General features: G+C 64.4%; 27 protein-coding genes and 3 tRNA genes. 13 read left to right on the top strand and 17 right to left on the bottom strand.

Annotation, left to right across the window (positions count from 1 at the left end):
* Positions 1 to 4: 4 nt before the first annotated feature.
* The 5 genes from CAP37_RS17635 to CAP37_RS17655 form a co-directional block, all read right to left on the bottom strand.
* Positions 5 to 493, bottom strand: a complete 489-nt coding sequence (locus CAP37_RS17635; protein ID WP_086125508.1) for a DoxX family protein — start codon at positions 491 to 493, stop codon at positions 5 to 7.
* Positions 490 to 1,290, bottom strand: coding sequence for a DNA-binding domain-containing protein (locus tag CAP37_RS17640; protein ID WP_086125509.1), 801 nt, complete (start codon positions 1,288 to 1,290; stop codon positions 490 to 492). Before CAP37_RS17640 ends, CAP37_RS17635 begins: the two co-directional genes overlap by 4 nt.
* Entirely contained in the window at positions 1,287 to 2,192 is a 906-nt protein-coding gene (locus CAP37_RS17645) for a DUF692 domain-containing protein (protein ID WP_086125510.1), read from the bottom strand. Before CAP37_RS17645 ends, CAP37_RS17640 begins: the two co-directional genes overlap by 4 nt.
* A gap of 25 nt (positions 2,193 to 2,217) precedes the next feature.
* The gene (locus CAP37_RS17650) at positions 2,218 to 2,499 is read right to left on the bottom strand and encodes a DUF2282 domain-containing protein (protein WP_086125511.1); all 282 of its coding nucleotides are present in this window, start codon (positions 2,497 to 2,499) and stop codon (positions 2,218 to 2,220) included.
* Positions 2,500 to 2,642: 143 nt separating this feature from the next.
* Entirely contained in the window at positions 2,643 to 3,158 is a 516-nt protein-coding gene (locus CAP37_RS17655) for a TlpA disulfide reductase family protein (protein ID WP_179190273.1), read from the bottom strand.
* A 59-nt stretch (positions 3,159 to 3,217) separates the two neighbouring features.
* Here CAP37_RS17655 and CAP37_RS17660 point away from each other — a divergent pair, with 59 nt between their 5' ends.
* Together CAP37_RS17660 and CAP37_RS17665 are read left to right on the top strand one after the other, a co-directional pair.
* Positions 3,218 to 3,799 (top strand): sigma-70 family RNA polymerase sigma factor, encoded by a 582-nt coding sequence (locus CAP37_RS17660; protein ID WP_086125513.1) that lies wholly within the window; start codon positions 3,218 to 3,220, stop codon positions 3,797 to 3,799.
* Positions 3,796 to 3,999: a zf-HC2 domain-containing protein gene (locus CAP37_RS17665; protein WP_086125514.1), complete on the top strand. Its 204-nt coding sequence runs from the start codon at positions 3,796 to 3,798 to the stop codon at positions 3,997 to 3,999. Before CAP37_RS17660 ends, CAP37_RS17665 begins: the two co-directional genes overlap by 4 nt.
* Positions 4,000 to 4,011: 12 nt before the next feature.
* On the opposite strand, the gene ftsY is transcribed toward CAP37_RS17665, so the two are convergent.
* Positions 4,012 to 5,025, bottom strand: coding sequence for a signal recognition particle-docking protein FtsY (gene ftsY, locus CAP37_RS17670; RefSeq protein WP_086125515.1), 1,014 nt, complete (start codon positions 5,023 to 5,025; stop codon positions 4,012 to 4,014).
* A 29-nt stretch (positions 5,026 to 5,054) separates the two neighbouring features.
* On the opposite strand from ftsY, the gene CAP37_RS17675 reads away from it, so the two are divergent.
* Genes CAP37_RS17675 through CAP37_RS17695 form a run of 5 tightly spaced genes read left to right on the top strand, consistent with a single transcriptional unit; the run spans position 5,055 to position 9,337 of the window.
* Positions 5,055 to 6,458: a pitrilysin family protein gene (locus CAP37_RS17675; protein ID WP_086125516.1), complete on the top strand. Its 1,404-nt coding sequence runs from the start codon at positions 5,055 to 5,057 to the stop codon at positions 6,456 to 6,458.
* 2 nt (positions 6,459 to 6,460) lie between these two features.
* Positions 6,461 to 7,822 carry a pitrilysin family protein gene (locus CAP37_RS17680; protein ID WP_086125517.1) on the top strand — a complete coding sequence of 454 codons (1,362 nt, stop codon included), beginning with the start codon at positions 6,461 to 6,463 and terminating at the stop codon, positions 7,820 to 7,822.
* 28 nt (positions 7,823 to 7,850) lie between these two features.
* Positions 7,851 to 8,465: a 16S rRNA (guanine(966)-N(2))-methyltransferase RsmD gene (gene rsmD / locus CAP37_RS17685; protein ID WP_086125518.1), complete on the top strand. Its 615-nt coding sequence runs from the start codon at positions 7,851 to 7,853 to the stop codon at positions 8,463 to 8,465.
* Between the two features lie 36 nt (positions 8,466 to 8,501).
* On the top strand, positions 8,502 to 9,020 hold the full coding sequence (coaD, locus tag CAP37_RS17690) for a pantetheine-phosphate adenylyltransferase (protein ID WP_086125519.1): 519 nt from the start codon (positions 8,502 to 8,504) through the stop codon (positions 9,018 to 9,020).
* A gap of 14 nt (positions 9,021 to 9,034) precedes the next feature.
* On the top strand, positions 9,035 to 9,337 hold the full coding sequence (locus CAP37_RS17695) for a YfhL family 4Fe-4S dicluster ferredoxin (protein WP_086125520.1): 303 nt from the start codon (positions 9,035 to 9,037) through the stop codon (positions 9,335 to 9,337).
* On the opposite strand, the gene pth is transcribed toward CAP37_RS17695, so the two are convergent.
* The 7 genes from pth to CAP37_RS17730 form a co-directional block, all read right to left on the bottom strand.
* Positions 9,283 to 9,951 carry an aminoacyl-tRNA hydrolase gene (pth, locus tag CAP37_RS17700; protein WP_086125521.1) on the bottom strand — a complete coding sequence of 223 codons (669 nt, stop codon included), beginning with the start codon at positions 9,949 to 9,951 and terminating at the stop codon, positions 9,283 to 9,285. The two genes, CAP37_RS17695 and pth, sit on opposite strands and share 55 nt — an antisense overlap.
* Before the next feature lie 72 nt (positions 9,952 to 10,023).
* The gene (locus CAP37_RS17705) at positions 10,024 to 10,659 is read right to left on the bottom strand and encodes a 50S ribosomal protein L25/general stress protein Ctc (RefSeq protein ID WP_086125598.1); all 636 of its coding nucleotides are present in this window, start codon (positions 10,657 to 10,659) and stop codon (positions 10,024 to 10,026) included.
* A gap of 99 nt (positions 10,660 to 10,758) precedes the next feature.
* Positions 10,759 to 11,733: a ribose-phosphate pyrophosphokinase gene (locus CAP37_RS17710; protein ID WP_086125522.1), complete on the bottom strand. Its 975-nt coding sequence runs from the start codon at positions 11,731 to 11,733 to the stop codon at positions 10,759 to 10,761.
* A gap of 74 nt (positions 11,734 to 11,807) precedes the next feature.
* Positions 11,808 to 11,884, bottom strand: a tRNA-Gln gene (locus CAP37_RS17715).
* A 94-nt stretch (positions 11,885 to 11,978) separates the two neighbouring features.
* Positions 11,979 to 12,893 carry a 4-(cytidine 5'-diphospho)-2-C-methyl-D-erythritol kinase gene (gene ispE, locus CAP37_RS17720; protein ID WP_086125599.1) on the bottom strand — a complete coding sequence of 305 codons (915 nt, stop codon included), beginning with the start codon at positions 12,891 to 12,893 and terminating at the stop codon, positions 11,979 to 11,981.
* A gap of 14 nt (positions 12,894 to 12,907) precedes the next feature.
* Positions 12,908 to 13,420, bottom strand: coding sequence for a lipoprotein insertase outer membrane protein LolB (locus tag CAP37_RS17725; protein ID WP_256927040.1), 513 nt, complete (start codon positions 13,418 to 13,420; stop codon positions 12,908 to 12,910).
* On the bottom strand, positions 13,417 to 15,213 hold the full coding sequence (locus CAP37_RS17730; protein ID WP_086125523.1) for a tetratricopeptide repeat protein: 1,797 nt from the start codon (positions 15,211 to 15,213) through the stop codon (positions 13,417 to 13,419). The genes CAP37_RS17725 and CAP37_RS17730 overlap by 4 nt, the downstream gene beginning before the upstream one ends.
* A gap of 101 nt (positions 15,214 to 15,314) precedes the next feature.
* On the opposite strand from CAP37_RS17730, the gene mutM reads away from it, so the two are divergent.
* The 3 genes from mutM to mutY all read left to right on the top strand — a co-directional run bounded on the left by mutM (position 15,315) and on the right by mutY (position 19,248).
* A complete protein-coding gene (gene mutM / locus CAP37_RS17735; protein ID WP_086125524.1) occupies positions 15,315 to 16,133 on the top strand; it encodes a bifunctional DNA-formamidopyrimidine glycosylase/DNA-(apurinic or apyrimidinic site) lyase in 819 nt (272 codons plus the stop codon).
* Positions 16,134 to 16,237: 104 nt separating this feature from the next.
* The gene (locus CAP37_RS17740; RefSeq protein ID WP_086125525.1) at positions 16,238 to 18,181 is read left to right on the top strand and encodes a dynamin family protein; all 1,944 of its coding nucleotides are present in this window, start codon (positions 16,238 to 16,240) and stop codon (positions 18,179 to 18,181) included.
* Positions 18,178 to 19,248: an A/G-specific adenine glycosylase gene (mutY, locus tag CAP37_RS17745; RefSeq protein ID WP_086125526.1), complete on the top strand. Its 1,071-nt coding sequence runs from the start codon at positions 18,178 to 18,180 to the stop codon at positions 19,246 to 19,248. The genes CAP37_RS17740 and mutY overlap by 4 nt, the downstream gene beginning before the upstream one ends.
* Here the strand turns inward: mutY and rapZ are convergent.
* From rapZ to CAP37_RS17760, 3 genes are read right to left on the bottom strand one after another with little or no spacing between them, the layout of a single operon-like run.
* A complete protein-coding gene (rapZ, locus tag CAP37_RS17750; protein ID WP_086125527.1) occupies positions 19,245 to 20,156 on the bottom strand; it encodes an RNase adapter RapZ in 912 nt (303 codons plus the stop codon). The two genes, mutY and rapZ, sit on opposite strands and share 4 nt — an antisense overlap.
* A gap of 12 nt (positions 20,157 to 20,168) precedes the next feature.
* Positions 20,169 to 21,812 (bottom strand): DNA repair protein RecN, encoded by a 1,644-nt coding sequence (recN, locus tag CAP37_RS17755; protein ID WP_086125528.1) that lies wholly within the window; start codon positions 21,810 to 21,812, stop codon positions 20,169 to 20,171.
* 4 nt (positions 21,813 to 21,816) lie between these two features.
* Positions 21,817 to 22,734 (bottom strand): NAD kinase, encoded by a 918-nt coding sequence (locus tag CAP37_RS17760; RefSeq protein ID WP_086125529.1) that lies wholly within the window; start codon positions 22,732 to 22,734, stop codon positions 21,817 to 21,819.
* Positions 22,735 to 22,829: 95 nt separating this feature from the next.
* Here CAP37_RS17760 and hrcA point away from each other — a divergent pair, with 95 nt between their 5' ends.
* The 3 genes from hrcA (at position 22,830) to CAP37_RS17775 (ending at position 24,076) form a co-directional block, all read left to right on the top strand.
* On the top strand, positions 22,830 to 23,849 hold the full coding sequence (hrcA, locus tag CAP37_RS17765) for a heat-inducible transcriptional repressor HrcA (RefSeq protein WP_086125530.1): 1,020 nt from the start codon (positions 22,830 to 22,832) through the stop codon (positions 23,847 to 23,849).
* A 41-nt stretch (positions 23,850 to 23,890) separates the two neighbouring features.
* Positions 23,891 to 23,967: transfer RNA gene (locus tag CAP37_RS17770), tRNA-Ile, on the top strand.
* Positions 23,968 to 23,999: 32 nt separating this feature from the next.
* Positions 24,000 to 24,076 (top strand) — tRNA-Arg (locus tag CAP37_RS17775).
* Between the two features lie 103 nt (positions 24,077 to 24,179).
* On the opposite strand, the gene CAP37_RS22085 is transcribed toward CAP37_RS17775, so the two are convergent.
* The gene (locus CAP37_RS22085; RefSeq protein ID WP_056269345.1) at positions 24,180 to 25,304 is read right to left on the bottom strand and encodes a tyrosine-type recombinase/integrase; all 1,125 of its coding nucleotides are present in this window, start codon (positions 25,302 to 25,304) and stop codon (positions 24,180 to 24,182) included.
* Positions 25,305 to 26,052: the final 748 nt, after the last annotated feature.

Raw genomic sequence — 26,052 nt, forward strand, 5'->3', positions numbered from 1 at the left:
CAGCTTAGTTCATGGCCATGCCCGAGCGCGCCGTACGGTTGAGTCTCGGATGAATCCAGGCGCAGTCCAGCGACCATTTCCCCACGCCATACAGCGCCAGCGTCGCCAGCAGCACGCCCCAGGTGATGTGTTGCTGCAGCGCCGCGGGTGCGATCTCGGCCAGGCTGATCACCGCGACCGCGTTCACCACCGACAGGCCGAGTGCGGCGAACCGACCCGCCAGCCCCAGCAGCAGGAGCACCGGCAACACCAGTTCGCCCGCGGTGCCCGCCACAGCCGCGATCGATGGCGAAAGCAGCGGCACGCGGTATTCCTCGGTGAACAGCAGCAAGGTGGTGTCCCAGTCGCGGACCTTGGTCAACCCTGCCAGGAAGAACACCTGCGCCAGATAGAGGCGAGCGGCCAGCGCCCCGGCGGGGCGGGCCAGATCGAGTGCGTGGGTCAGGCCGGACCAGAGCGCGAAGCCGCGTTGCAGCAAGGTGGGTGAATTCATGACGGTTCCTGGTTGGAGAGCGGGAGGGAGACCACGCCGAGCACTACGCCTTGTTGCACGGCCTGCTGCAGCCAGTGGCTGAGATTGAAATCCGTGCCGGCGACAGCGCTCAAGGCTTGCGGCAACGAGCTTCCCTGGCTCAGCGCCTCCAGCCACGCGGCTTCGGCGGGCGAGCATGCCGCCACACAAGGGCGCAGGCCCTGGCGCCACACCACGGCGCACTCGGCCACGCCCGCTTGCAGGCGCTGGGCAGCTTGCGCCAGGCTGGGCGTGCGCTCGCGATGCGCCTGCACCAGGCTCACCACGGGCCAGGGGCTCGAGATGATGGCCATGCCCGGCGCCAGCCGAAGCCCCAGGCCTTGCGGGTCGTCCTGTGCAAGGCGCTCGAAGCTCGGGAGATCCAAGAACGCATCGGGCGCGCCCGACGCCTGGTGCAGCGCCCACTCCACGCGTGCCAGGTCTGGCAGGCAAGGTTCGTCGGCGAGTGCGGCGAGCGAGCCGAGCAGATCGGGCAGCGCCTCGCCCCAGCGCCCCAGGTCGCCGCATCGGGGAGGATGCGAATGCCACAGCTCCCGTGCCAGCGGCCCGAAATTTTCGCTGCCGATGAACTCGGCGAGCACCGGGTAGGCTGCCTGCAACGTGCGCTCGGCCAGGGCGTGGCCATGGGCCCGGTAGGCCGCATGGCCGCGTGTGGCATCGGGCACCAGCAGCGCTTGCAAACGGTCTTGCACCTCCAGCGAGGCGCGAGTGAACAGCGCATCCAGCAGGGCTTGCTGTTGAACCATCAGCGCCGTCATGCCATCTCCAGCCTCGGGGCAGTGCCCTGCAGGGCCCAGGCGGCGTGGCTGCGTGCGCGGGCTGCTTCGTCGAGCAGCACGTCCAGTTCAGGCACGTCGGTGTCCCATTCGATCAGGGTGGGTACGGCGCCGAACCGCTTCAACGCTTGGCGGTACAGCGTCCACACCGGGTCCACCACCCGGCTGCCGTGGTCGTCGATGACGATATCGCCGCAATCCACATGGCCGGCCAGGTGCAGCTCGGCCACGCTGCTGGGCGCGATGTCATCAAGCCACTGCATGCAAGCCGTCAGTGGGTCGGGGAGTGCGGCATTGAGCGCGTTCACATAGATGTTGTTCACATCGATCAGCAACTGGCAGCCGGTGCGGCGGGCCAGCTGGTTGAGGAATTCAGGCTCGGCCATCTCGGCACCTTGCCATTGCACATAGGCCGAGAGGTTTTCGACCGCGATCGGGCGGCGCAGGCGCTCCTGAACATGCAGGACGTTGGCGCACAGCACATCCAGCGCTTCGCGCGTGAAGGGCAGCGGCAGCAGGTCGGAGGCGTGCACCACGCCCGCGCTGGCAGTAACGCCCTGCGCAAAACAGGCATGGTCGCTCACGCGCACCGGGTCCATCTCATGCACCAGGGCGGCGAGCAGATCGAGGTGTCGCTCATCGATACCACTGGCCGAGCCCAGCGACAAACCCACACCATGCAGGCTGACCGCATAGCGCTCTCGCCCCTGTCGCAGCACCGCACGCGCGGCACCACCGGGTGCAAAGAAATTTTCGGAATGAACTTCGATGAAATCCAGCGCCGGCCGTTGTTCGAGCAGGCTGGCGTAGTGAGCGTGCCGCCAGCCGATGCCCGTCTCGCAAGCCCAGGCGGGCTGGCACACGGAGCGGTCGGCGGCGGTCATGGGAAAGCCGGTGAAAGGGATGCGATCAGGACTTCTTGGCGCCCATCTTCGCCTCATCCATCGTCATGCCCTTCATCTGCTTGCAGGTGCCTGCGGCCACGTACTTCCACTCGCCCTTGTCGTTGTCAACCTTGGCCTGGCCTGCGCAGGAATGGGTGCCCGCCAGATTGGCGCAATCGTTTTGCCCGGCCTTGGCGATGCCGAAGCACTTCTCTTTGGCGGCGTTCTGGGCGAGGGCCGGCGAGGACAACAGGGCCATCGACATCAGCGAGGTGGCGGCGGCGGCGATCAGTTGGCGTTGGTTCATGAGAAAACTCCTGGTGGTTGAAGAAGAGACAAAAGGGCATCAACCAGTTCGCAGGTCCGGCAGGCGATGTTCCTTGCGGGCTGGTTGATGGTTGGTCCGCCAATGCGGCGCTTTCTTACGCATGACCAAAAGTTTTTTTCTGATCACAGCAGATCGGCAATGCGATCCCAGGCCTCGGCGGGTACGCGTCCCTGATAGCGTTGAACCTCACGGCCGCTCTTGTCGAGCAGGAACACCGCGGGCAGGGTGCCGGGCGAGCCAAAGCTGTCGCGGTACGCCGGATCGCCCGCCCAGAGACTGACGAAGCGCTGGGCGGGCGGCACGGTGAGTTGCACCAGCTGGTGGTAGGTTTCGGCGGCACGGCGATCCCGGTCGGTGCTCACGGTCACGAGCTCGAAGGCCTGACCCTGCCAGCCCTTCACGTTGGCCCGCAATTCGGGCATCTTGTCGCGGCAGACCGCGCAGTCGGTGGCCCAGAAGAGCACCATCACCACCTTGCCGCGCGACCGGGCGAGGTCATAGGGTTGACCGTCGAGCGTGGTTCCCTTGAGTTCGGGCAGGGCCTGTGCGCTGGCGGACGCCATGCACAGCGCCATGGCGCAACCCAGCAAGAAGCCGGCGATGGGTCGTGTGCTGACCGAGGAGAACGGGTGGGACATGAAAACCTCCTTGAAGTGCTTTCGTCGTCCGTCATGCCGTTTCATTACACTCAGCGCCCATGCCCCAGCCCAACGCCGCCTCGTTCGAGCAACAAGTTGCCGATTTGCGTGCGTATTTGCTCAAATTCGCCCGCATGCAGCTTCGAAACGAAGCCTGGGCCGAAGACGCGGTGTCGGAAACCATGCTGGCCGCACTCTCCCGACCGCAGGGTTTTGAGCAGCGTTCGCAGCTCAAAACCTGGCTGGTGGGCATCCTCAAGCACAAGATCATCGATGCCCTTCGCCACCACCGCCGCGAGGTCTGTTCATCCAGCGGATCGGACGACGAACAGGCCGATCCGCTGGAAGACATGGCCTTCCGCGTCGATGGCCACTACGCGGAGAGTCCGGCCGATTGGGGAAATCCGGAACAGGACTTGAACAGCCGGCAGTTCTTTGCGATCCTCGAAGCCTGTACCGACAAACTGCCCGCCGTGCAGGGACGTCTCTTTCTCATGCGAGAGTGGCTGGAACTCTCCAGCGAGGAAATCTGTAAGGAACTGTCGCTCACGCCGACCAACCTCTACGTCCAGCTGCACCGCGCCCGTCTGCGGCTGCGTGAATGTCTCGAACTCAACTGGTTTGCCCGTAAAACGCCATGAAGCCCGTCTACCCACTGCGCAGAACATGCAAAGAGGTCAGCGCCCTGCTGATCGCCAGGGAAGACCGCGCCTTGCCGCTGGTGGAGCGCATGGCCCTGCGGCTGCACATGGCGATGTGCCAGGCTTGTCCGAAGTTTGAACGCCAGTTGCTCACCATGCGCAATGCCATGGGGCGGTGGCGGCACTACTCTGAAGATTGAGGCCGGCTTCGTTCAGGCCAGCAGGGCCTGTGCGAACTCGCGCGCGTCGAAGGTTTCGAGGTCTTCGAGCTTTTCGCCCACGCCAATGAAATAGACCGGCACCGGCTTCTCGCGCGCAATGGCGCACAGCACGCCACCCTTGGCTGTGCCATCGAGCTTGGTGATGATCAAACCCGTGAGCGTGAGCGCTTCATCGAACGCCTTCACCTGATGCAGGGCGTTCTGGCCCGTGTTGCCATCGATCACCAGCAGCACCTCATGCGGCGCTGAAGCGTCGGCCTTCTGCACCACGCGCTTGATCTTGCGCAGTTCTTCCATCAGGTGCAGTTGTGTGGGCAGACGCCCTGCGGTGTCCACCAGCACCACGTCGCGCCCGCGCGCCTTGCCGGCGGTGACGGCGTCGAAACTCACGGCGGCCGGGTCACCGCCTTGCTGCGTGATGATCTCCACCGTGTTTCGGTCGGCCCAGACGGCGAGCTGCTCGCGCGCGGCGGCTCGAAACGTGTCGGCAGCCGCCAGCAGCACGCTGGCACCCCCATCGGCCAGATGGCGCGTGAGTTTGCCGATGGAGGTGGTCTTGCCGGCGCCATTCACGCCCGCCACCATGATCACGGTGGGCTTGTGCTCGCCGATCACCAGCGGCTTCTGCAAGGGCTTGAGCAGATCCGCGATCGCGTCGGCCAGCAAGCCCTTGACGGCTGCGGGGTCGGTGGTCTTGCTCTCCTTCACGCGGCGCTTGAGGTCGGCGAGCAGGTGCGTGGTGGCTTTCACACCGGTATCGGCCATCAGCAAGGCCGACTCCAGTTCTTCGTAGAGCGCATCGTCGATCTGCGTTCCCGTGAAGACGGTGGCAATGCCACTGCCGGTCTTGCGCAGCCCGGTCTTGAGCTTGTCGAGCCAGCCCTGGCGTGGCGTCGCGCTCTCCGGAATCGCCACCGAAGCGGGGATGACGGGCGGCGGCAACTCGGCTGGTGGAGCGACGGCGGGGGAGGGTGCGGGGGATTTTTTGCGGAAGAACGAGAACATTTTCGAATCTCTAGAATCCATTGCATTCTATGAAACGCTCCCCACGCCTGCTCTTCGCCCGCCTGGGTGCCTGCTTTTCCCCTCTGGTTCTGGTCCTTGCGCTCACGCTGCCGGGTGGTGCGGGTGCGCAGGCTCCACCGGCATCCGCTGCGCGTTCCTTCACGCTGGCCAATGGCATGACGCTGATCGTGCGGCCCGACCGGCGCGCGCCCACGGTGGTGCACATGCTCTGGGTGCGGGTGGGCTCGATGGACGAGGTCGATGGCACTTCCGGCGTGGCACACGTGCTGGAACACATGATGTTCAAGGGCACGCCCGATCTGGCGCCCGGCGAGTTCTCGCGCCGCGTGGCCGCACTGGGCGGTCGCGAAAATGCCTTCACGAGCCGCGACGCCACGGCCTACCACCAGCAGGTGCCGGCGGAACGTCTGGAGGACGTGATGAAGCTCGAGGCCGATCGGTTTGCGCGCAACCAGTGGGACGATGCGGAGTTCAAGCGCGAGATCGAGGTCATCAAGGAAGAACGTCGCCAGCGCACCGAGGAATCACCTCGCTCGCGCATGTATGAAGCGCTCAATGCCATGGTGTATCAGGCCAGCCCTTACCGCCGGCCCATCATCGGCTGGATGAGCGACCTGGACGCCATGACGCCCGACGACGCGCGCAACTTCTACCGCCAGTGGTACAGCCCATCCAACGCCGCCGTGGTGGTGGCTGGCGACGTGGATGTGGACCAGGTGCTGGCGCTGGCGCAGAAGCATTACGGGGCGATTCCTGCGCGCGTTGTGCCGGCGCGCAAGCCGCGCGAAGAGCCTCCGCAGCTGGGACCGCGCCGCATGGAATACCGCGCCGTGGCCGAGCAGGCCGTGGTGGCGCTGGTGTACAAGGCACCGCGCTGGGTGGGCGACGACAGCAGCAAGAGCCAGGATGCCCTTGCGCTCACCGTGCTGGCCGCTGTACTGGATGGCTACAGCGGTGCGCGCCTCGACCGCGCCCTGGTGCAGGGCGCTGGTCATGGCGGCAAGCGCTTCGCCGATGGCGCCAGTGCATCCTTTGGTCTCATGGGGCGCGGCCCGCAGGAGTTCTCGCTGAGCGCGGTGCCCGCCCGGGGCGTGAGCGCCGAGATGGCCGCCGCCGCGCTCAAGACCGAGGTGGCGCGCATTGCGCGCGAAGGTGTGAGCGATGCCGAGTTGCGACGCGTCAAGACCCAATGGACGGCGAGCGAGGTGTACAAGCTCGACTCGGTGGTCAACCAGGCGCGCGAGCTGGGCAGCTACTGGATCAATGGCATGGGGCTGGACGCCGGAGAGCGCCTCATGGCACAACTGCGAGGCGTGTCCGCCGCGCAAGTGCAGTCGGTTGCACAGCGTTATTTTTCCGACGATCAGCTCACCACCGCCGTGCTGGTGCCCACACCGCCTGCAGCGAAGTGACCATGACCTTCTCCACCCAACCGTCCCGCACGCTTCTGATCCGATGGGCGACGCTGACCGCCAGTGCACTGGCCCTGCTGGCCGCGCTGCCCGCGCACGCCGCCATTCCGATCGAACACTGGACCCACGCCAGCGGCGCGCGCGTCTATCTGGTGCCCAGCCCGTCGATTCCCATGCTCGACGTACAGGTCGATTTCGACGGTGGCAGTCGCCGTGACCCGGCGCGGCAGGCGGGTCTGGCCAGCGCGACGGCTGGCCTGTTGTCGGATGGCGTGGCGGCACAGGGCGGTCAGCCCGCGCTGGACGAGAACCAGTTGAGCGAAGCCTGGGTGGACCTTGGTGCCCAGTTTGGCGCGCAGGCTGGTACCGACCGTTTCAGCGTGTCTCTGCGCACGCTCACCGAACCCGAGTTGCTGGACCGCGCCGTGGCCCTCGCTGCGCGGCAACTCGCCGCGCCAGCCTGGCCCGAGCGCGTGTGGCAGCGCGATCGCGAACGCATGCTGGCGTCTCTCAAGGAAGCAGAAAACCGGCCCGGCACCCTTGCGGGTCGTGCGTTCGCTCGCGCGGTCTATGGCAGCCATCCCTATGGGCAGCAGACCGATGCCGCCACGCTGCAGGCCATTGGCGTGGCCGACATGCAGGCCTTCTACCGGCGGCATGTGGTTGCCTGCCGGGCGCAGGTCACGTTGGTAGGCGCCATCGACCGTGCCCGTGCCGATCGCATGGTGGGCCAGCTCATGGCGGCTGTGCAGCCGCACGGCTGCGCACCTCTGCCCAGCGTGCCCGAGGTGTCCGATCTGCCACGTGCCGTGGAAGAACGCCTGCCGTTCGATGCCGCCCAGGCCCAGGTGCTGATCGGCCAACCCGGCATCGCGCGCGACCACCCGGATTTTTTCCCCCTGTTCGTGGGCAACTACATCCTGGGTGGCGGCGGTTTCGTCTCGCGGTTGACGACCGAGGTGCGCGAAAAGCGCGGTTTGAGCTACAGCGTCTACAGCTACTTTTCACCCGGTCGACACGCCGGGGCCTTTCAGATCGGCCTGACGACACGGCCCGACCAGGCAGCGCAGGCGGTGGACGTGTCGCGAGAGGTGGTGCGCAACTTTGTGGCGCAAGGCCCCACCGAGGCCGAGCTGCAGGCGGCCAAGGACTTTCTCATCAACGGCTTCGCGCTGCGCATCGACAGCAACCGCAAGCTGCTCGACAACGTGGCCAACATCGCCTGGAACGGTCTGCCGCTGGACTATCTGGACACATGGACCGATCAGGTGCGGCGCGTGAGTGTGGCCGACATCCGGCGCGCCTTCGCCCAAGCGATTCGGCCCGATCGCATGGTCACGGTGGTGGTGGGCGCGAAGCCCTGAGTCACGCGCTGACGTTAAGCTCGGCAGCATGAAGAAATCACCTGCCAGCGCCACGCGTGCACCCGTCACCACCCCGCACGAGGTCCGCATCATCGGCGGCCAGTGGAAACGCACGAAACTGCCCGTGGCCGATCGGCCCGGACTTCGACCCACGCCCTCGCGAGTTCGCGAAACCCTCTTCAACTGGCTGGGGCAGGACCTGACAGGATGGCGCTGCCTGGATGCCTTCGCCGGCACGGGCGCGCTCGGGCTCGAAGCCGCCTCGCGCGGTGCCGCCGAGGTGGTGCTGGTGGAGCAGGACGCCGCCCTGCTGAACAACCTGAGCCGGATCGTTACAAAACTGAAGGCTGGCGCGGTGCGTGTGGAGCGGGGCGACGGCGTGGCGGCGCTGCGCCAGCGGCTCGGCCAGGGTCTGGACGTGGTGTTTCTGGATCCACCCTTCGCCGAAGGCCAGAACGACGCTCTGGTGGTCGCGGCTCTGGCCGCCGCGCGCCAGGCGGTGCGTGAAGACGGCCTGATCTACCTGGAAGCCTCCCGCCCCTGGCTGCAAGACGAACTGGCGCAACTCGGCCTGGAGATGCACCGACAGGGCCGCGCCGGCGCGGTGGCCTTTCACCTGTTGCGGCCATTGCCTGCGCAGTAAAGAGCCCCCTGCGGGCCCTCGCGCATAATCTTCGGGATGACCCCAGACCCCGTTTCCACAGCCCGCCAGCCCCGCGTGGCGGTCTACAGCGGCACCTTCGACCCCCTCACGCTGGGTCATGAGGACGTCACGCGCCGTGCCGCGCTGCTGTTTGACGAAGTGATCGTGGCGGTGGCGATTGCGCACCACAAGAAGACCCGGTTTTCGCTCCAGGAACGGCTGGACATGGCGGCAGAGGTCGCTGCGCGCATGCCGGGCCAGGTGCGCGTGTTGCCGTTCGAAGGCCTGATCATGGATTTCTGCCGGCGGCAAGGCGCCTGCGCCGTGGTGCGCGGCATCCGCAACCTCACCGACTTCGATTACGAAGCCCAGATGGCGGCGATGAACCGCAAGCTGAACCCCGCGGTGGAGACGGTCTTCCTGCTGCCGCAAGCCGAGCTCCAGTGCATCTCCAGCACGCTGGTGCGCGAGATATCGCAGCTGGGTGGAGACGTCTCGCAGATGGTCAGCGAACCGGTGGCGAAGCGACTCAAGCCCCGACCCTTGCAAGCCTGAACAGGAGCCGAGACGTGGCCCTGCTGATCACCGACGAATGCATCAACTGCGATGTGTGCGAGCCCGAATGTCCGAACCAGGCCATTTACATGGGCGTGGAGATCTACGAGATCGACCCGGCCCGATGCACCGAATGCGTGGGCCATTTCGACGAGCCGCAGTGCGTGCAGGTGTGCCCGGTGAGCTGCATTCCCGTCGATCCGGCGCACATCGAATCGCGCGAGACGCTGTGGCAGAAATACCAGCGGCTGCAGAAGGCGGGTCAGCCCTTGTCGGCGGCTGGTGAGGCTCCGGCGCCTCCGCCCACGTCGGGCTGAGCGGCAGGCACTTCTGCAGGCCGCGGCGGTTTCGGACGAGGCGGTTTACTGGTGTGAATCAGCGCAGTGGCCTTGTCCATTTCGCCTGCGATCAAATGGGGCAGGGCCTTGAGGCTGCGATCCAGCGCCTGCGCAATGGCGATGCGATCGTCCGGCGATGGCTTCTTCAGCACCCAGCTCGCCACCTCGTTCTTGTTGCCCGGGTGTCCGATGCCCACGCGAAGCCGCCAGTAGTCCGGGCTGCCCAGTTGGGCATGGATGTCGCGCAGCCCGTTGTGACCGGCATGACCACCACCCTTCTTCAGCTTTGCTTCACCGGGCGGCAGATCGAGTTCGTCGTGCACCACCAGCACTTCCTCGGGCGCGATCTTGAAGAAGCGCGCCACCGAAGCCACCGACTTGCCCGACAGGTTCATGAAGGTCTGCGGTTCCACCAGCCACACGCTCTGGCCCGCCACGCTGGCGCGTGCCACCAGCCCAAAATGGCCGCGTTCCATTTGCAGTGAGGTTTTCAGCAGCCGCGCTGCTTCGTCCACCCACCAGAAGCCGGCGTTGTGGCGCGTGTGTTCGTATTCCGGTCCCGGGTTGCCCAGGCCGGCGATGAGCTTGATCATGGGGAGGGATTATCGAGGGGGAAAACAAAAAGGCCCGCGCGAGCGGGCCTTTTGAACTGAAGAGGCAAAAGTTTACTTTTTGCCTTTGCCCTTGGCAGGAGCCTTCTTGTCGTCCACAGGCGCGGCGACCGGAGCGGCCACCACTTCTTCCACCGGCTCGACCACGGTCGCCACGGTGAGGTTCTTGCGGCCGTGCATCACGAGCTTGATGCCCTTGGGCAGCTTGATGTCGCCGGTGTGCACGGTGGCGCCCTTGGTGACTTCGCCGAGGTCGATTTCAATGTGCTCAGGCAACTTGTTGGCCAGGCATTCGATTTCGATGTCGTTCATCACGTGGCTGATCACGCACTTGTCGGTCTTGACCGCAGGCGAGTTCTCCGCATTGACGAAGTGCAGTGGCACCTTCTTGCGCAGGCGGGTCCGGTCGTCCACGCGCTGGAAGTCCACGTGCAGCACTTGCGGCTTGTACGGGTGGTACTGCACATCGCGCAGCAGCACTTTCTGCACCTTGCCAGCGAGTTCCATGTCGAGGATGGACGAGTGGAACGCTTCCTTCTTCAAGGCGTGCCAGAGGGCGTTGTGATCGAGCTCGATGGTGGCAGCCGGCGTTTCACCGCCGAAAACGATACCGGGCGCGCGACCGGTGTTGCGGAGACGGCGGCTCGCACCCGTACCCTGCTTGGCGCGCTCAAAAGCGACGAATTGCATGTCATTCTCCATTGGAGGGGTTCCGCGACCAGAACGCCTCTGTTTCAAAAGAGCGACGCCCACCATGGACGCCACCCGCTTTTTGCCGCCTTCAGGAACCTAGAAAAGGTTGTCCTGATCGGCGAACAAACTCATGACCGACTCTCCGGAAGCAATGCGCGCGATGGTTTCGGCCATCAGCGGCGCCACGGAGAGCTGGCGAATCTTGGAGCAGGCCTGTGCGGCCTGCGAAAGGGGAATGGTGTTCGTCACCACGACCTCGTCGAGCGCGCTGCCCTTGGCAATGCGTTCAATGGCCGGACCCGAGAAAATGGGGTGCGTGCAATACGCATACACATTCTTGGCGCCGCGTTCCTTAAGCACTTCGGCCGCTTTCACCAGCGTGCCGGCGGTGTCGATCATGTCGTCCATGATCACGCAGTTGCGGCCGTCGATGTCGCCGATCACGTGCATGACTTCCGACACATTGGCCTTGGGCCGGCGCTTGTCGATGATGGCCATGTCGCAGTTGAGCTGCTTGGCCAGAGCGCGTGCGCGAACCACGCCACCCACGTCGGGTGAGACCACCAGCAGGTCTTCGTAGTTCTTGGTGCGCAGGTCGCCCAGCAGAACAGGCGAGGCGTAAATGTTGTCGACCGGGATGTCGAAGAAGCCCTGAATCTGGTCGGCGTGCAGGTCCATGGTGAGCACGCGATTCACGCCCACCGTCTGCAGCAGGTTGGCCACGACCTTGGCCGAGATGGGCACACGCGCCGAACGCGGGCGGCGGTCCTGGCGGGCGTAACCGTAGTAAGGAATGACCGCCGAGATGCGCTCGGCCGAGGCGCGCTTGAGCGCGTCGACCATGATGAGCAGTTCCATCAGGTTCTCGTTGGTCGGTGCGCAGGTGGACTGCACCACAAAGACGTGGCGAGCGCGCACGTTCTGGGTGATCTCGACCGTCACTTCGCCGTCGGAGAAGCGGCCCACGTTGGCCGCGCCGAGTTGCGTGCCCAGATGCTGGGCGATCTCGGATGCCAGCACCGGGTTGGCATTGCCGGTGAAGATCATGAAATCCGGGGGCTGAACTTGCATGGTGTTCCCAGCGGTTTGAACGACGGCCGCGTCCGGCGTGGCCGTGTGCCTACCTGATTGGCTCGAAAAATGGGTGGCAGGGGAGGAAGGACTCGAACCCTCGCATGCTGGAATCAAAATCCAGTGCCTTTACCAACTTGGCGACTCCCCTACGCAGGAAGACTGCTCGACGCGATGCCGGTCAGCCCACCAAAAAAACGTCGCTGGTTGCGCAGCCACTGCCTGGGCTGTTGCGCAGGCCGATTCTAGTCGGCGCACCAGTCGAGCAATGGATGTGCATCCATGTTGGCGCATTCCCGGACCATCCAGCCGCCAGGGGCGGGTGTCAGGTTCGTGGCCTGCGCCAGGTGCGCAAACACCGCGGTCCCCGATCCGGTCATGCGCGCCTGCAGCCCCTGGCTTTCCAGCCATTGAATGCAGTGGCCCACTTCGGGGCAGATCGCCTGAGCCACGGGTTGGAGGTCGTTGTGCCCGAAAGCCAGGATTTCCCGGACTTCAAGCGTCCCAGAAACCTGGAACCTCCCACCCATTTCGTTTCGCGCGTCGTTTGCAGCAAAGCCTTGGATTGTAGCAGTTTTTGTATCTCGCTTGAGCTCTGGCGAGCTGAATATGCGTTGCGTCGACGCCCCGCCGGGAGGCTTCACCACGACAAATCTCGCCGGCGACAGGTCCAGTGGCGTGATCTGCTCACCCACGCCTTCCACCCAGGCGTTGCGCCCACCGACGAAGAACGGCACGTCGGCGCCGAGCTGCAAGCCGATGGCGGCAAGGTCGCGGCGCGTCAGGCCCAGGCCCCAAAGCCGGTTGAGTGCCAGCAGCGTGGTGGCCGCGTCCGAGGAGCCCCCTCCCATGCCGGCCTCGGCGGGCAACCGCTTTTCCAGACCGATACGAACGCCCTGGGTGCAGCCGGTGGCCTGGCGCAGCGCCTTGGCGGCGCGAACCGAAAGGTCTTCAGCCGGCAATTCGGCCGACGACACGCCGGGACCAATGTCTTCACGGTCGATTTCACCATCGCTCCGCCTTTCAAAGTGCATGAGGTCGCACCAGTCGACCAGCATGAACACGGATTGCAGCAGGTGGTACCCGTCGTCGCGGCGGCCGGTGATGTGCAGGAACAGGTTGAGCTTCGCCGGCGCGGGGACATCGAGCAGGCGCCGCAGCGGGAGGCGTCCGGTCATGGCTGAAGGACGACGCGCAGTTCCGCGGTGGGCAAGGGCTCAGTGCGGCGCGCACTGATGCGACCTTCCGGCTGGCGCGTGAGATCGGCTTGCCAGCCGGGCACATCGCCGGGCTGGCCGTTCAACCAGCCGAACAAAGCCGCCACGGGCACTGCCGTGCCGCTGAGCTCGGTGGTGAGTTCGTCCAGGCTGCCGCGCCGCGTGACCTGCCCGCCCTGGCGGAGTTCGGCGCCAGCGCGGTCCCAGACCACGAGCGCCAGGGTGTTGCCCAAGGGAGAGATCAGCTGCAGTTCGCCGGCCACGGGGGAGCCTCGAAGGTCGAATCCGGCGGAGAAAGACTGAGGGGGCTGGCTGTCGACATTGAGGGCGAGGCGCCCGCTCCAGGCCAACTCGCCCGGTTGTACCGGCTTGAGGGCGGTCGCACAGCCACCGAGCACGGCTGCCAGGGTCAGTGCACCCAACAGGCGCCACCCAGGGCCGCCGCTCAGGTAGGGGCGCCACAGCGTCATGGCTTCACTTGCAGGCGCTTGAGGGTTTCCTGCAGGGTCTCGTTGTCGCTTGACAGCAGCAGACCTTCGCGCCAGATCTTCAAGGCCTGGTCTCGCTGGCCTTGCGCCCACAGCACTTCACCCAGGTGTGCCGCGATCTCGGCGTCCGGGCGCTTGGCGTAGGCGGCCTGCAGGATGCTCAGGGCACGGGCGCCGTTGCCGAGCCGGAACTCGACCCAGCCCAGGCTGTCCTGAATGTAGGCGTCGCCGGGGGCCAGAGATACCGCCTTTTCAATCAGCTGCTTGGCCTCGGGAAGGCGCACCTTGCGATCGGCGAGCGAGTAGCCCAGGGCGTTGTAGGCGTGGTGGTAGTCGGGCTTGGCGGCAATGAGCTGGCGCAGCAACCTTTCCATCTCGTCGCTCTTGCCCGCCTTTTCGGCCATCATGGCCTGGTCATAGATCAGGTCGGTGTCTTCTGGAAACCGTTGCGCCGCCTCGCCGTACACCTCGTAGGATTGCTGGTAAGCCTTGAGGTCGCGCAGCAACTGTGCCTCGGCCACGAGCTTGAGGCGCGCGTCCTCTGGCCGGCGCTCAGGCTGGTTGCGCAACAAGGCACGCGCCTGCGGTAATTGACCCTGACGCGCCAGCAGTGATGCGCGGCGCATCTGTGCGGCCATGATGTCGTCCGCGTTTTCGATGCGGTCCAGCCAGGCGTTGGCGGCGGTGAAATCGTTCTGCTTTTCCGAAACTTGAGCCATCAGCAGGTAGGCCTGCGTGAGGCCGCGGGCGGAGCGTTCGTCGCCAGAGCGTCGCGCCAGTGCCATGTAGCGCTGCAGGGATTCGGTGGCAGCGGGCAGGGTGCCTTCCTGCACCTGCAACGAACCCAGCAACAGCCAGGGCTCTGCCTGGTCCGGCTGGCGGGCTGTGAGCTGTTCGAGCTGCGCGCGCGCGTCGCCGTTGCGCTGAAGGTCGAGCAGGATGCGGGCATAGGCGAGCGCCACGGCGGAGTCTTCCGGTGATGCGGTGGTGCTCACCAGCAATTGCCGGCGCACCAGCGGTTCGGCATCCGTCTGGCCACGCTCGAGCAGTTCCAGTGCCAGCAGGGCGGGGTAGGGCGAGGCGGGCTCGGCCTCGTGGCCCTGCCGCGCTGCAGCGAGCGCCTGTGGCAGGCGGTCCTGCGCCAGCTCCATTCGTCCCACGGTGGTCCAGGCCACTGCAGCGTGGGCTGGTTGCTTCAACCAGGGCTCCAGCGCCTCGCGCACGACCGCCGCCGCCAGAGCCTTGTCGGTCACGCGCGCATAGGTTTGGGGGATGGCGTTGATGGTGTCGTTTCGCTCGCCGGCTGTGGCCTGCAGGATGGAACGGAGCACCGGCGCCGTTTCGCTGGCGCGGTCAAGGGCCAGCAGGATCTGCAACACGTAGCGGTTGGCTTCCGTGCCGCCGGGCAGTTCCTGCGACCAGGCGCGCGCGGCAGTCAGTGCAGCGTCGCCCGAGCGCGCTTGCAGCGCCAGATCGACCGCACGGCGGTAAAGGTTGGCGTCGCGCTGCTTTCGGGCGGCATCGAGGATGAGCGAGTAGCCGGTGCCCGGCTCACCTGCGCGCACATTGAGTTCACCCAGCAGCAACTGGTAGAACAGCGGCGCGTTGAGTCCGGAGTTGACGACCTCCGGTGAAGCCTGCGCGGCTTCGCGGGTGGGCGAGGGCGGGGCGGGCGTCTGTGCTGCGGCGCCCAGCGCTGTGCAAAGCAATCCGGTGGCAATCAGGCCGGCGGCAAGTGAGGATCTGGCAGCGGCGTGGCAAGGCGCGTTTTTCATCGGGTCATGATAATGGAAGGGTCCTTGGGCGACCCGGTGTGATCCGAAGACCTCACTGCCGTTCCACGCCATTCAGAATTAGCGAAAAATAGACCGGTCTTATGCCCGAATTGCCTGAAGTCGAAGTCACCCGGCGCAGCTTTGCCGACCGCATTGCGGGCGCCAAGGTGGAGCATCTCCAGATGGGCAAGCCCCTGCGCTGGCCCCTCGGCTGCGAACCGGCTGACCTGGTGGGGCGCGAGGTCCTGTCGGTAGCGCGCCGGGGCAAATACCTGCTGATCCACCTGGACCAAGGGTTGCTGCTGTTGCACCTGGGCATGTCGGGCAGCCTGCAGTTCGCGCCTTCCCTGCCGCCACCCGGCACGCACGACCATTTTGAACTGCGCACCAGTCTGGGCGTATTGCGCCTGCACGATCCACGGCGTTTTGGCGCGGTGGTCTACGCCTCTTCCCTGGACGACGGGCGGGCGCGCAAGCTGCTCGGTGGTCTGGGCGTGGAGCCGCTGGAGGAAGGTGCTTTCGATTCACGCAGTTTCCACCTCGCGCTGCGCCTGCGCCGTGCCGCCATCAAACAGGTGCTGCTGGCGGGTGACATCGTGGTGGGCGTGGGAAACATCTATGCCTCCGAGGCTCTTTTTATGGCCGGGATCCGGCCCACCCTGCGGGCCGATCGTCTGAGCGGTCCGCGCGCGGTCAGGCTTCATGCGGCCATCGTTGCCGTGCTGCAGCGCGCGGTGGCGCTTGGCGGCAGTACCTTGCGCGATTTCTCGAGCGCCGAAGGCCAGAGCGGCTACTTCCAGCTTGACGCCATGGTCTATGGTCGCCAGGGCCTGCCTTGTCGTGCATGCGGGACACCCATCAAGACCATTCGCCAGGGTCAGCGATCCACGTTTTTCTGCCCGGTCTGCCAGAAGGTCTGAGCGCCGTTGATGCGGCTGGGGCGCCCGGCTGTCGGCCTTGGAAACCGTCCCGCATTCTCAGAGTTGGCGATGCTATATTGGCCGATTCAAGGACCATCGCCCGTATGAGTTTCAATCAGGACTTCGAGCAACACGGTGTGTGGCGCAAGCAGTTTGCCTTGCGCCTGAGGCTGTTGTCTGAATGGCTGACGGACCACGACCTGATGGAGTCCGGTGTGCGCGAGCGGCTGGACCAACTGCACGCGCAGGTAAAGAACGACAAGATCATGGTGGCCTTCGTGGCCGAGTTCTCGCGTGGCAAGTCCGAACTGATCAACGCGGTTTTCTTTGCTGGCTATGGGCGTCGCATCATGCCGGCGAGCGCGGGGCGCACCACCATGTGTCCCACGGAGCTCGGCTACGACGCCGATATTCCCCCTTGCCTCCGGCTGCTGCCAATCGAGACGCGGCTGCAGCCGCAGTCGTTGCTGGACTGGCGCAACGCGCCGGACAAATGGGAGCGTGTCGACCTTGACGTCACCGACGCCAAGCAGCTGGCGCGCGCGATCCAGAAGGTGGCTGAAGTGCGCCGGGTGACGCAGGCCGAGGCCGCCGCGCTCGGCTTCTGGCACGAAGAGGTTCCCGAGGACAACCCCCTGCCCGGTGCCGATGGCCTGATCGAGGTGCCGCGCTGGCGCCATGCGTTGATCAACATGGCGCATCCCTTGCTCAAGCAAGGCCTGGTGATTCTGGACACGCCTGGCCTGAATGCCATCGGAGCCGAGCCTGAGCTCACCGTGAGCCTGTTGCCTCAGGCGCATGCGGTGGTGTTCATCCTGGCCGCCGATACGGGCGTGACCAAGTCCGACCTGACCATCTGGCGCCAGCATCTCGCGGTGCTGGGTGAGGGTCGCGAGTCGCGCCTGGTGGTGCTCAACAAGATCGACACGATGTGGGACGCGCTCAGTTCACCCGAGCAGGTGCAACTGCAGATTGCGTCCCAGCGCACCGACTCCGCCGAAATTCTGGGCCTGGAGCCGCGGCAGGTGCTGGCGGTGTCTGCACAGAAGGGCTTGCTGGCCAAGGTGAGCCGCGACAAGAAGCTGCTGCAGGCCAGCAACCTCATGGAGCTGGAAACCGCGCTGGGTGTGGACCTGCTGGGCCAGCGTCGCAAGATCCTGGGTGCGGCAGTGGCCTCGGGCATCCAGTCACTGCGCATCGAAACCGGCCGCATGGTGCACACCCGCGCCCGCGATCTGGTTGAACAGATCCAGGAACTCGAAGGTCTGCGCGGCAAGAACACCGGCGTGATCAAACAGATGCGTCTGCGCATCGAGCAGGAGCAGGCCGATTTCGATGCCAGCGGCGCCAAGATCCAGGCGGTGCGGTCGGTGCACCTGCGCTTGCTGAAAGACCTGTTTGCGCTGCTCAGCTCGACACACCTCAAGGCGGAGGTGGGCGTGCTGGGCAAGGCCCTCAAGCAACCCGGTATCAAGCTGGGTGTGCGCCGCGCCTACGACCAGACCTTCGATCGCCTGCGTGCCGACCTCATCAAGGCCGACCGCATGGCTGGCGACATCCAGTCCATGCTTGAGGGCAGCTTCAAGAATCTCAACGCCGAGTACAGCTTCTCGCTTCAGGCGCCCACGCCGCCGAGGCTGGGTCAGTACGTCAAAGACCTCGACCTGATTGAAAAGAGCCACCTGCAATACCTGAGCCTGGGCAACGCTTTGCGTCTGGCGCAGCCCGAGTTTGCGGAGCGCCTGGCGCGGGCGCTCATGAGCCGCCTGCGCGTGGTGTACGACACCGCCGTCAATGAGGTGGAGTTGTGGAACAAGTCGGCCGCCGCCCAGCTTGACGCGCAATTGCGCGAACGCCGGCGAAATTTCAGCCGTCGGATCGAGGCGGTTGCGCGCATCCAGCAGGCCGCTGGCGGCCTCGACGAACGCATTCGTGAGCTGCAATCCCTGCAGGCTGATCTCAACCAGCTCGAGACCAAGCTGGCCGAGCTCACCGACCATCTGCTGGAAGCCCCAGAGGACGAACCCGCCGAAGCTCTGGCGGCATGACGCGCCCGGCCTTGCCGCGCGAGTTTGCATCGCGCCTCATCGAGTGGCAGCGCAGCGCGGGTCGCAGCGGGCTGCCTTGGCAGGGGACGCGCGATCCCTACCGCGTGTGGCTCTCTGAAGTCATGTTGCAGCAGACGCAGGTGAGCACGGTGCTGTCTTATTTCCCCCGGTTCCTCGCACGCTTTCCCGATGTGAAGGCGCTTGCTGAGGCATTGCCAGACGACGTGATGGCCCTGTGGAGCGGTCTTGGTTACTACAGCCGGGCGCGCAACCTGCACCGTTGCGCTCAGGTGGTGATGACCGAACACGCCGGCGTGTTTCCGGACACCGCCGAGGTGTTGCAGACGCTGCCGGGTATCGGCGCCTCCACGGCGGCTGCGATTGCAGCGTTCTGTCATGGTGAGCGCATTTCCATTCTGGATGGCAACGTGCGACGCGTGCTGTCGCGGCTGCTGGCATTTGAAGGCGATCTGGCGCAGGCCGGACCGCAGCGCGAGCTCTGGGGCATTGCTCAGGCGCTGCTGCCCGACGCGCCCACGCCAGACGACATGACCGCCTACACACAGGGACTGATGGATCTGGGGGCGACGCTGTGCCAGCGCAGTCGACCAGCCTGTGCACGGTGTCCGGTGCGGTCGATCTGCCGCGCCCACGGCGCGGGAGAGGAACAGCGTTTCCCGGTGAAAACCCGGCGTCTGGTGCGCAAATTCGAGCGTTGGTGGTTGCTGCTTTTGCGAACAAAAGACCCCAGCGGGCAGGAACGCTTCTGGCTGGAGCGCCGGCCCGCTCCGGGGATCTGGGCCGGCCTGTATTGCCCGCCGGTGTTCGCCGAAGAAAAAGCCCTTTTCGACGTGTTACCCCCATTGCTCCGCGAGAAGCTGCAACCTCTGGAGCCCGTGGCACACAGTCTCACCCACCGGGAGCTGCACCTTCACCCCATGTTGCTGGACGCGATCCCCGATTCGGATCTTCCGACCATGGCCACAGGCCAATGGGTCGAGGCCGACGCGCTGATCGACCATGGCTTGCCCACGCCAGTTCGCCAACTGCTTGGCCGCCTGATTTAGGGAGCAGCGCGCAGCCAGGCGTCCAGCTCGCGGTGGCGGACCCGCGTGGACCATTCCGCACGAAAAGCCTGCGCCAGGCGCTCCGCCAGATACACCGAACGGTGCTGACCGCCCGTGCAACCAAGGGCCACCGTGACGTAGCTGCGGTGGTCGCGCAGCATATGTGGCATCCAGTGCCGCAGAAAGTCGCTGATCTGCTGCTCCATCTGGACCACCTCTGGCTGTGCCGCCAGATACGCGGCCACAGGCACGTCCAGTCCGCTCAGGGGCTTGAGCTCGGTTTCGTAGTGCGGGTTGGGCAACATGCGCACGTCGAAGACGAAATCGGCATCCATGGGGACACCCCGCTTGAATGCAAAGGACTCGAAGACCAGCGTCAGTGGGGCTTGTGTTGCGCCCAGCATGTCCTTGACCTGGCTGCGCAACCGCATGGGGCGGATCAGGCTCGTGTCGATCACCAGCGCCTGCTCGCGCAACTCGGCCAGCAGCTCGCGCTCGTGCTCGATGGCATCCACCAGGGCGCGGTGCTGGTCGTTCACCACCTTGAGCGAGAGCGGATGCAACCGGCGAGTTTCGGAGAAGCGACGCACCAGGGTTTCAGTGGTCGCATCCAGGAACACGGTGGTGAGGTTGACGGGACGGTCGGGATCGTTCTGCAGGCGAGCCAGGCGTCGCGGCAGACCGGGCAGCGAGGAAGCGCTGCGCACGTCCATGGCGATCGCCACCTTGTCCGCGCGCTGGTTCTGCTCCAGTTCAATGAAGGCTTCCAGCAACTCGGGTGGCAGGTTGTCGACGCAGTAGAACCCCACATCCTCCAGCGCGGTGAGCGCCACCGATTTGCCCGAACCGGACATGCCTGTGATCAGAACCAGTTGGGTTGGTGAGTCAGGGGTGAGCGGCGCGTTCATCTCAGTGGGCACTCAGGTGGTCAACATCTCGCGCGCATGCGCCAGCGAAATTTCCGACTGCTCGCCACCGCCCAGCATGCGGGCGAGTTCGCGGACCCTAACTTCGTGTTCGATGGGCGCCACCGTGCTCTGGGTCTGCCGTCCCACGGCCTGTTTGCTGACCAGCAGGTGGTGGTCAGCGCAAGCGGCCACCTGGGGAAGATGTGTCACGGCCAGCACCTGACGGTCTTTGCCAAGCTGCCGCAGCAACTGGCCCACCGTGTGCGCAACGGCGCCGCCGATGCCCGAATCCACTTCGTCAAAGATGAGCGTGGGCGCCTGGCCCAGGCGGCTGGTGACGACCGAGATGGCCAGCGCAATGCGCGAGAGTTCGCCGCCCGAGGCCACCTTGCCCACTGGCTTGGGGGTGGCGCCGGCATGACCCGCGACGCGGAACTCCACCTGCTCGGCGCCATGCGCCTGGGGCTCGTCCAGCGGCAACAGCGCCACTTCAAAGGTACCGCCTTGCATGCCCAGGGTCTGCATGGTCTGAGTGACCGCCCTGGAAAGCTTGGGTGCCGCCTTCTGACGTTCTTTGGAAACCGACTGCAACGCGGCGGAAAACGCTTTCCAGCCGCTCCGCTCGGCCTTCTGCAGCGCGTCGATGTCGAGCGCCTGGTCCACGCGGGCAAGCTCTTCCTTCCATTGCGCGTGCACCTCGGCCAGCTCCTCCGGTGCGCGCCGGTAGCGGCGTGCCAGTGAGACCCAGAGCGCGAGGCGCTGGTCCAGGGCCTCAAGATTTCCCGGATCCTGATCAGCGTGGCGCACGTAGTGGTGCAGCCCATGCACCGTGTCCTGCACCTGGGCCAGCGCGCCTTCAAGCGCTTCAACACTGCTGATGAACTGCGGTTCGATATGGGCCTGGGCCTGCAGCGCTGCCAGCGCGCGATGGATGAGGCCAGCCGCATTCGTGTCGTCGTCGTCCAGCGCGTTGATGGCGGTTTGGGCCGCTTCCATCAACGCTTGCGAGTTCGCGAGTCGACCGTGCTGTGCGTTGAGCTCGCTCCACTCGCCGATCTGTGGCGCGAGCTTGTCGAGTTCGGCGATCTGCCAGGACAGGCGTTCGCTTTCCTGTTGCAGCGTAGCCTGCTTCTCGATGGCTGCATCCAGCGCCTTGCGGCTCTGGCGCCATTGGGTCCAGGCTCTGGAGGCGGGCGCGGTGTCAATGCCGGCGTAGGCATCCAGCAGCTCGCGCACTGCGTCGGCGCGGGTGAGGCTCTGCCAGGCATGCTGGCCATGGATGTCGACCAAACCATCGGCCAGTGTCTTGAGTTGAGCCACCGTGGCCGCGCTGCCGTTGATCCACGCGCGGCTGCGACCATCGGTGTCCACCGTGCGGCGCAACAACAAGCCGTCCTCGATGGGGAAACCCTGCTCTTCGAGCCATGGCCCCAGCGAGGCCGGCGCGTCGAATTCGGCCGCGATGTCACAGCGTGCCGCGCCTTCGCGCACCACACCACTCTCAGCCCTGGCACCCAGAGCGAGTTGCAACGCGTCGATCAGGATGGACTTGCCGGCGCCGGTTTCGCCGGTGAGCACGCCGAAGCCGCCCTCCAGTTCCAGGTCCAGCGATTGCACGATGACAAAGTCTTTCAGGACAATGCGTCGAAGGCTCATCGGGTCATGCTCCCTCGTTCCAGTGCAGCTTTTTGCGCAAGGTGTCGAAATAGCTCCAGCCCAACGGGTGCAGCAGGCGAAGCGCGTGCTCGGAGCGGCGCACCACGATTCGGTCGCCGTGCAGCAGGCTGGTGAGCGACTGCATGTCGAAATTGGCGCTGGCGTCGCGACCCGAAACGATCTCGACCGCGATCTCACAGTCCGAAGGCAGAACCACCGGCCGGTTCGACAGCGTGTGGGGTGCAATGGGCACCATCACCCAGCCACCCAGGGAGGGGTGCAACATGGGCCCGCCGGCCGACAGCGCGTAGGCGGTGGATCCGGTGGGTGAGGCAATGATCAGGCCATCGGCCCGCTGGTTCGCCACGAAGTGACCGTCGACCTCGACGCGCAGCTCGATCATGCTGGCCACGCCGCCCCGGTTGACCACCACGTCGTTGAGTGCGGTGGCCTCGAACACACAGCGCCCGTCGCGCCACACCGTGGCCGCCATGAGGGCACGCGGGTCTTCCTCAAAATGGCCATGCAGGATGGGCCGGAGCTTGTCCCGGTAGCTGTCGAAAGGAATGTCGGTGATGAAGCCAAGACGACCCTGGTTGATGCCCACCAGCGGAACGCCGTAGCGTGCCAGACGCCTTCCGATACCCAGCATGGTGCCGTCGCCACCCACCACCAAGGCCAGGTCGCAGTGCTCGCCCATCGCGGGAACGTCCAGGGCCGGGTACTGCAGCAAGCCGGTGTTGAGGGCAGTTTCCTGTTCCAACGAGACGTCGCACCCTTCTTCCAGCAGGAAGTTCGCGATCTCCTCCACCGCGTGGCGCGCGCCCGGCGCATGGTATTTGCCGATGACGACAACGTGCGCGAATCGAAGGGGATGGTCTTTGGCGGAAGGCGCGGACCGGGTCTCGGGGGGCAGGCTCATGCGGCAAATTACAACATAGCTTGTTTGTGGGGGATTGCCCGAAAACCCTCGTACTTCGCCGGTTGGAGCCCACCGACCTTCCTTAAAATGAAACGATGTTGGATGACCGCGCCAAGTTGCTCCTCAAGGCCCTCGTCGAGCGATACATCGCCGACGGTCAGCCCGTGGGCTCGCGCACGCTCGCCAAGGCCGCGGGCATGGAACTCTCGCCCGCCACCATCCGCAACGTGATGAGCGACCTGGAAGAACTGGGCCTCATCGCCAGCCCGCACACGTCGGCCGGCCGCATACCCACCGCAAAGGGTTACCGGCTTTTCGTGGACACCATGCTCACCGTGCGGCGCGAATCACTGTCGCCCGTCAGCGAAATGACCGCCCCGGGCCTGGACGCTGGCCAGCCGCACCGGGTCATCAGCCAGGCCGCGCAGATGCTGTCGAGCCTGTCTCAGTTCGTCGGCGTCGTCATGGCACCTCGTCGCACCTCGGTGTTTCGCCATATCGAATTCCTCAGCCTCTCTGACAGACGGGTGCTCGTCATCCTGGTCTCGCCCGATGGGGAGGTTCAGAACCGCATCATCCACACCCAGGTGAGTTTTACCCAGTCCCAGTTGCTCGAAGCGTCGAATTTCCTCAACACCCATTACGCCGGCCTCACCATGGAAGCGGTGCGCGAGCGCCTTCGCACCGAGGTCGATGCCCTGCGCGGCGAGATCGCCGAGCTCATGAAAATGGCCGTGGACATCGGCACCGAGGCGAGCCAGGCCCAGGACGAGGTGGTGGTGTCTGGCGAGAGAAACCTGCTTTCGGTGAGCGAGTTCTCCAGCGACATGGGCAACCTGCGCCGCATGTTCGATCTGTTCGAGCAGAAGACCCAGCTTATCCGTCTGCTGGATGTCTCTGCCCAGGCCGATGGCATTCGCATCTACATTGGTGGTGAGAGTCAGGTCGTGCCCTACGAAGATCTTTCCGTGGTCACCGCGCCCTACGAGGTGGATGGGCAGGTGGTTGGCACGCTGGGCGTGATCGGGCCGCAGCGCATGTCCTATGAACGCATGATCCAGATCGTGGACGTGACGTCAAAGCTGGTGGGCAATGCGCTCAGCCACCACAAGTGAATGAAATGGTGCTCGGCGCGGCACCTACAATCGCCGCTTCCGGGCCGTTAGCTCAGTTGGTTAGAGCAGAGGACTCATAATCCTTTGGTCGTTGGTTCAAGTCCAACACGGCCTACCAGCGTAAAAATTGCTGCTACAATCTGAGGCTTCGCGGCTGTAGCTCAGTTGGATAGAGTACTTGGCTACGAACCAAGGGGTCGTGGGTTCAATTCCTGCCAGCCGCACCAGAACATCGTTCTAGATCAACGGGTTAGCTCCAAAAGAGCTAGCCCGTTTTTCTTTGCTGCGGGACTTTTGCGGGACTCGGAATTGATCATCAGCATCCGAGGCTCAAGTCCGTGTGCCAGCTTTCCGCACCGCATGCTCCGCTTTCAGCGCCTGGAGGCTCTTGTTCCAGCCATTGGTCGGCTGTGTGATCTTCTCCAGAGCTTCATGAAGTTCTCGAATCTGGGCCATTGAGTAGTGGTTGGTGACGGAGCGATTGCTGTGCCACAACACGTCTCGTCGAGTCGACTCACTGACTCCTGCCTCACGCAGTCGCATGCCCACGGTGTGTCGAAGGTCGTGGACACGCAGATCGCCCAGTGCTGCTCTTGAGCGTGCTGCCTGCCACGCACTGTTGTTCATTGCCTTAATTGGGCCCAGTTCACGGTGGCGCCAAGACATTGCAAAAACGTGGGTAGGGTGATGTCCTCGTGCTTCCTCAATCACCGCCTGAGAAATGCGGTTGCACACCACCAGCTTTGAAGTGCGGCGACCTTTGACGTTTTCTGGTGGAGTCTCGAACACAGAGATGTTGAGCTCCGGTACTGGGATCTCCCAATCCCATTGGAGATTGCAAACCACGTCATCTCGTACGCCACTGTGCAGGATAAACAGCGCCATGTCGTGAAGATGTTTCGGCAACTCCTTGAGCAAACGCTCCTGCTCGTCCCAGGTGATCGGTCGCGGCGACCGCTGATAACCTGTCAAAGGCAACATGGTGATTAGTGGGGCCGAGGCCAGCCAAGGCTTGCCCGACTCGGAGTCGCGCCATGTGCCCGCTGCCAGATTGAGCACTCGACGCACCGCTCCCAAGCTCAGATTAATCGTTTTGTGTGAGATCTTTGCCTTGCGTCGAGCATCGATGAAAGGCTGCAGTGTTCCGGAGTGAACTTGCTCAAGCAGAAGGTCGCCAACGTACGGCATCACCGCCTTCAGGTGATAGCCAGATGACTCTACTGACGGAAGATGCACATTCTCTTCAATGTAGCGTCCAGCTGCTTGGTCGAAGGTGATCTGCGGGGTGCCGCCATGGACGCGCGTCTGCCGTAGTACCTCTAGTTCCCGGGTGAGCCACGCTTCTGCGTCTTCATACGATTCAAAGCTTTGGTAAAGACGAACGCCTTCGACGAATTTGTCGACGACCCAGCTACCGTTTTGACGTTGATAGATGCCGGTTGATTTTTTTCCCATGGTGTTGCACTCGTTTTCTCAGGTTTGGTTTGCGTGTCGTCGGCGCGAGGGAACTCAGTGCCGGGTGCATTGAACATTTCGTATGCAATTGCCTTCACTTCTTCGCAAAGGAACAGGAGAGAAGTGCCTTGCTTTGTTGTTCTCAGGCGCGGCCTGATGTGCGTGTCGAAGTAGTTTGGCTTGACGCAAAGTGCTTGAATGGCACGCTGGCGGTTCATGCAGTACAGAGGGAGCTCATCGTCGAAGTCGTGCCGTGGTTTTTCTTTCATGTGTGGTTCTCTCTGATCAAGATTGCATAGGTCAGTCACTTGTCAAGAGCGCGGCAGTACGCAAGCGCCTCAGTGAGGCAAAGCCGAGCCTGGGCACAGACAACTTGCCCAAATGATGAAAAGGAAAAAAATGAACAGCCCGCTTTGCGAAGAGCGGAACGGAAAATGCCTGTGTGGCCTGCGCAGAAGGCGGCCGGTGCGGAGCTGGCGCGTGAATGGCTGTAGCTCGCGATGATTGAAGGATTTCGCCTTCACGCACTTGCGTGCGCCGACCTAGGTATCTTGGTCAGATCAGAATCAATCAGACGACCATGACCAGTCTTTTCATTCGAGACTTGTCACAACGCTGATCCATGCAGAGTTCACTCATCATTAACGGTGAACTCAAGTTGAAGGAAGGCATGTGCCTTCACGTACTCTCGTACGGTGACTAGAAATGTATTGGGCAGACCGAACCTGGTCAATCGATCCCGACCAGT

Origin of the sequence: Hydrogenophaga sp. IBVHS1 (genome assembly GCF_002127265.1) — a bacterium.
Lineage (GTDB): Bacteria > Pseudomonadota > Gammaproteobacteria > Burkholderiales > Burkholderiaceae_C > Hydrogenophaga.

Coding starts and splice junctions, on each gene's coding strand:
- CAP37_RS17635 (WP_086125508.1), bottom strand. CDS start 493: ATGAATTCACCCACCTTGCTGCAACGCGGCTTCGCGCTCTGGTCCGGC.
- CAP37_RS17640 (WP_086125509.1), bottom strand. CDS start 1,290: ATGACGGCGCTGATGGTTCAACAGCAAGCCCTGCTGGATGCGCTGTTC.
- CAP37_RS17645 (WP_086125510.1), bottom strand. CDS start 2,192: ATGACCGCCGCCGACCGCTCCGTGTGCCAGCCCGCCTGGGCTTGCGAG.
- CAP37_RS17650 (WP_086125511.1), bottom strand. CDS start 2,499: ATGAACCAACGCCAACTGATCGCCGCCGCCGCCACCTCGCTGATGTCG.
- CAP37_RS17655 (WP_179190273.1), bottom strand. CDS start 3,158: ATGTCCCACCCGTTCTCCTCGGTCAGCACACGACCCATCGCCGGCTTC.
- CAP37_RS17660 (WP_086125513.1), top strand. CDS start 3,218: ATGCCCCAGCCCAACGCCGCCTCGTTCGAGCAACAAGTTGCCGATTTG.
- CAP37_RS17665 (WP_086125514.1), top strand. CDS start 3,796: ATGAAGCCCGTCTACCCACTGCGCAGAACATGCAAAGAGGTCAGCGCC.
- ftsY (WP_086125515.1), bottom strand. CDS start 5,025: ATGTTCTCGTTCTTCCGCAAAAAATCCCCCGCACCCTCCCCCGCCGTC.
- CAP37_RS17675 (WP_086125516.1), top strand. CDS start 5,055: ATGAAACGCTCCCCACGCCTGCTCTTCGCCCGCCTGGGTGCCTGCTTT.
- CAP37_RS17680 (WP_086125517.1), top strand. CDS start 6,461: ATGACCTTCTCCACCCAACCGTCCCGCACGCTTCTGATCCGATGGGCG.
- rsmD (WP_086125518.1), top strand. CDS start 7,851: ATGAAGAAATCACCTGCCAGCGCCACGCGTGCACCCGTCACCACCCCG.
- coaD (WP_086125519.1), top strand. CDS start 8,502: ATGACCCCAGACCCCGTTTCCACAGCCCGCCAGCCCCGCGTGGCGGTC.
- pth (WP_086125521.1), bottom strand. CDS start 9,951: ATGATCAAGCTCATCGCCGGCCTGGGCAACCCGGGACCGGAATACGAA.
- CAP37_RS17705 (WP_086125598.1), bottom strand. CDS start 10,659: ATGCAATTCGTCGCTTTTGAGCGCGCCAAGCAGGGTACGGGTGCGAGC.
- CAP37_RS17710 (WP_086125522.1), bottom strand. CDS start 11,733: ATGCAAGTTCAGCCCCCGGATTTCATGATCTTCACCGGCAATGCCAAC.
- CAP37_RS17725 (WP_256927040.1), bottom strand. CDS start 13,420: ATGACGCTGTGGCGCCCCTACCTGAGCGGCGGCCCTGGGTGGCGCCTG.
- CAP37_RS17730 (WP_086125523.1), bottom strand. CDS start 15,213: ATGAAAAACGCGCCTTGCCACGCCGCTGCCAGATCCTCACTTGCCGCC.
- mutM (WP_086125524.1), top strand. CDS start 15,315: ATGCCCGAATTGCCTGAAGTCGAAGTCACCCGGCGCAGCTTTGCCGAC.
- CAP37_RS17740 (WP_086125525.1), top strand. CDS start 16,238: ATGAGTTTCAATCAGGACTTCGAGCAACACGGTGTGTGGCGCAAGCAG.
- mutY (WP_086125526.1), top strand. CDS start 18,178: ATGACGCGCCCGGCCTTGCCGCGCGAGTTTGCATCGCGCCTCATCGAG.
- rapZ (WP_086125527.1), bottom strand. CDS start 20,156: ATGAACGCGCCGCTCACCCCTGACTCACCAACCCAACTGGTTCTGATC.
- recN (WP_086125528.1), bottom strand. CDS start 21,812: ATGAGCCTTCGACGCATTGTCCTGAAAGACTTTGTCATCGTGCAATCG.
- CAP37_RS17760 (WP_086125529.1), bottom strand. CDS start 22,734: ATGAGCCTGCCCCCCGAGACCCGGTCCGCGCCTTCCGCCAAAGACCAT.
- hrcA (WP_086125530.1), top strand. CDS start 22,830: ATGTTGGATGACCGCGCCAAGTTGCTCCTCAAGGCCCTCGTCGAGCGA.
- CAP37_RS22085 (WP_056269345.1), bottom strand. CDS start 25,304: ATGGGAAAAAAATCAACCGGCATCTATCAACGTCAAAACGGTAGCTGG.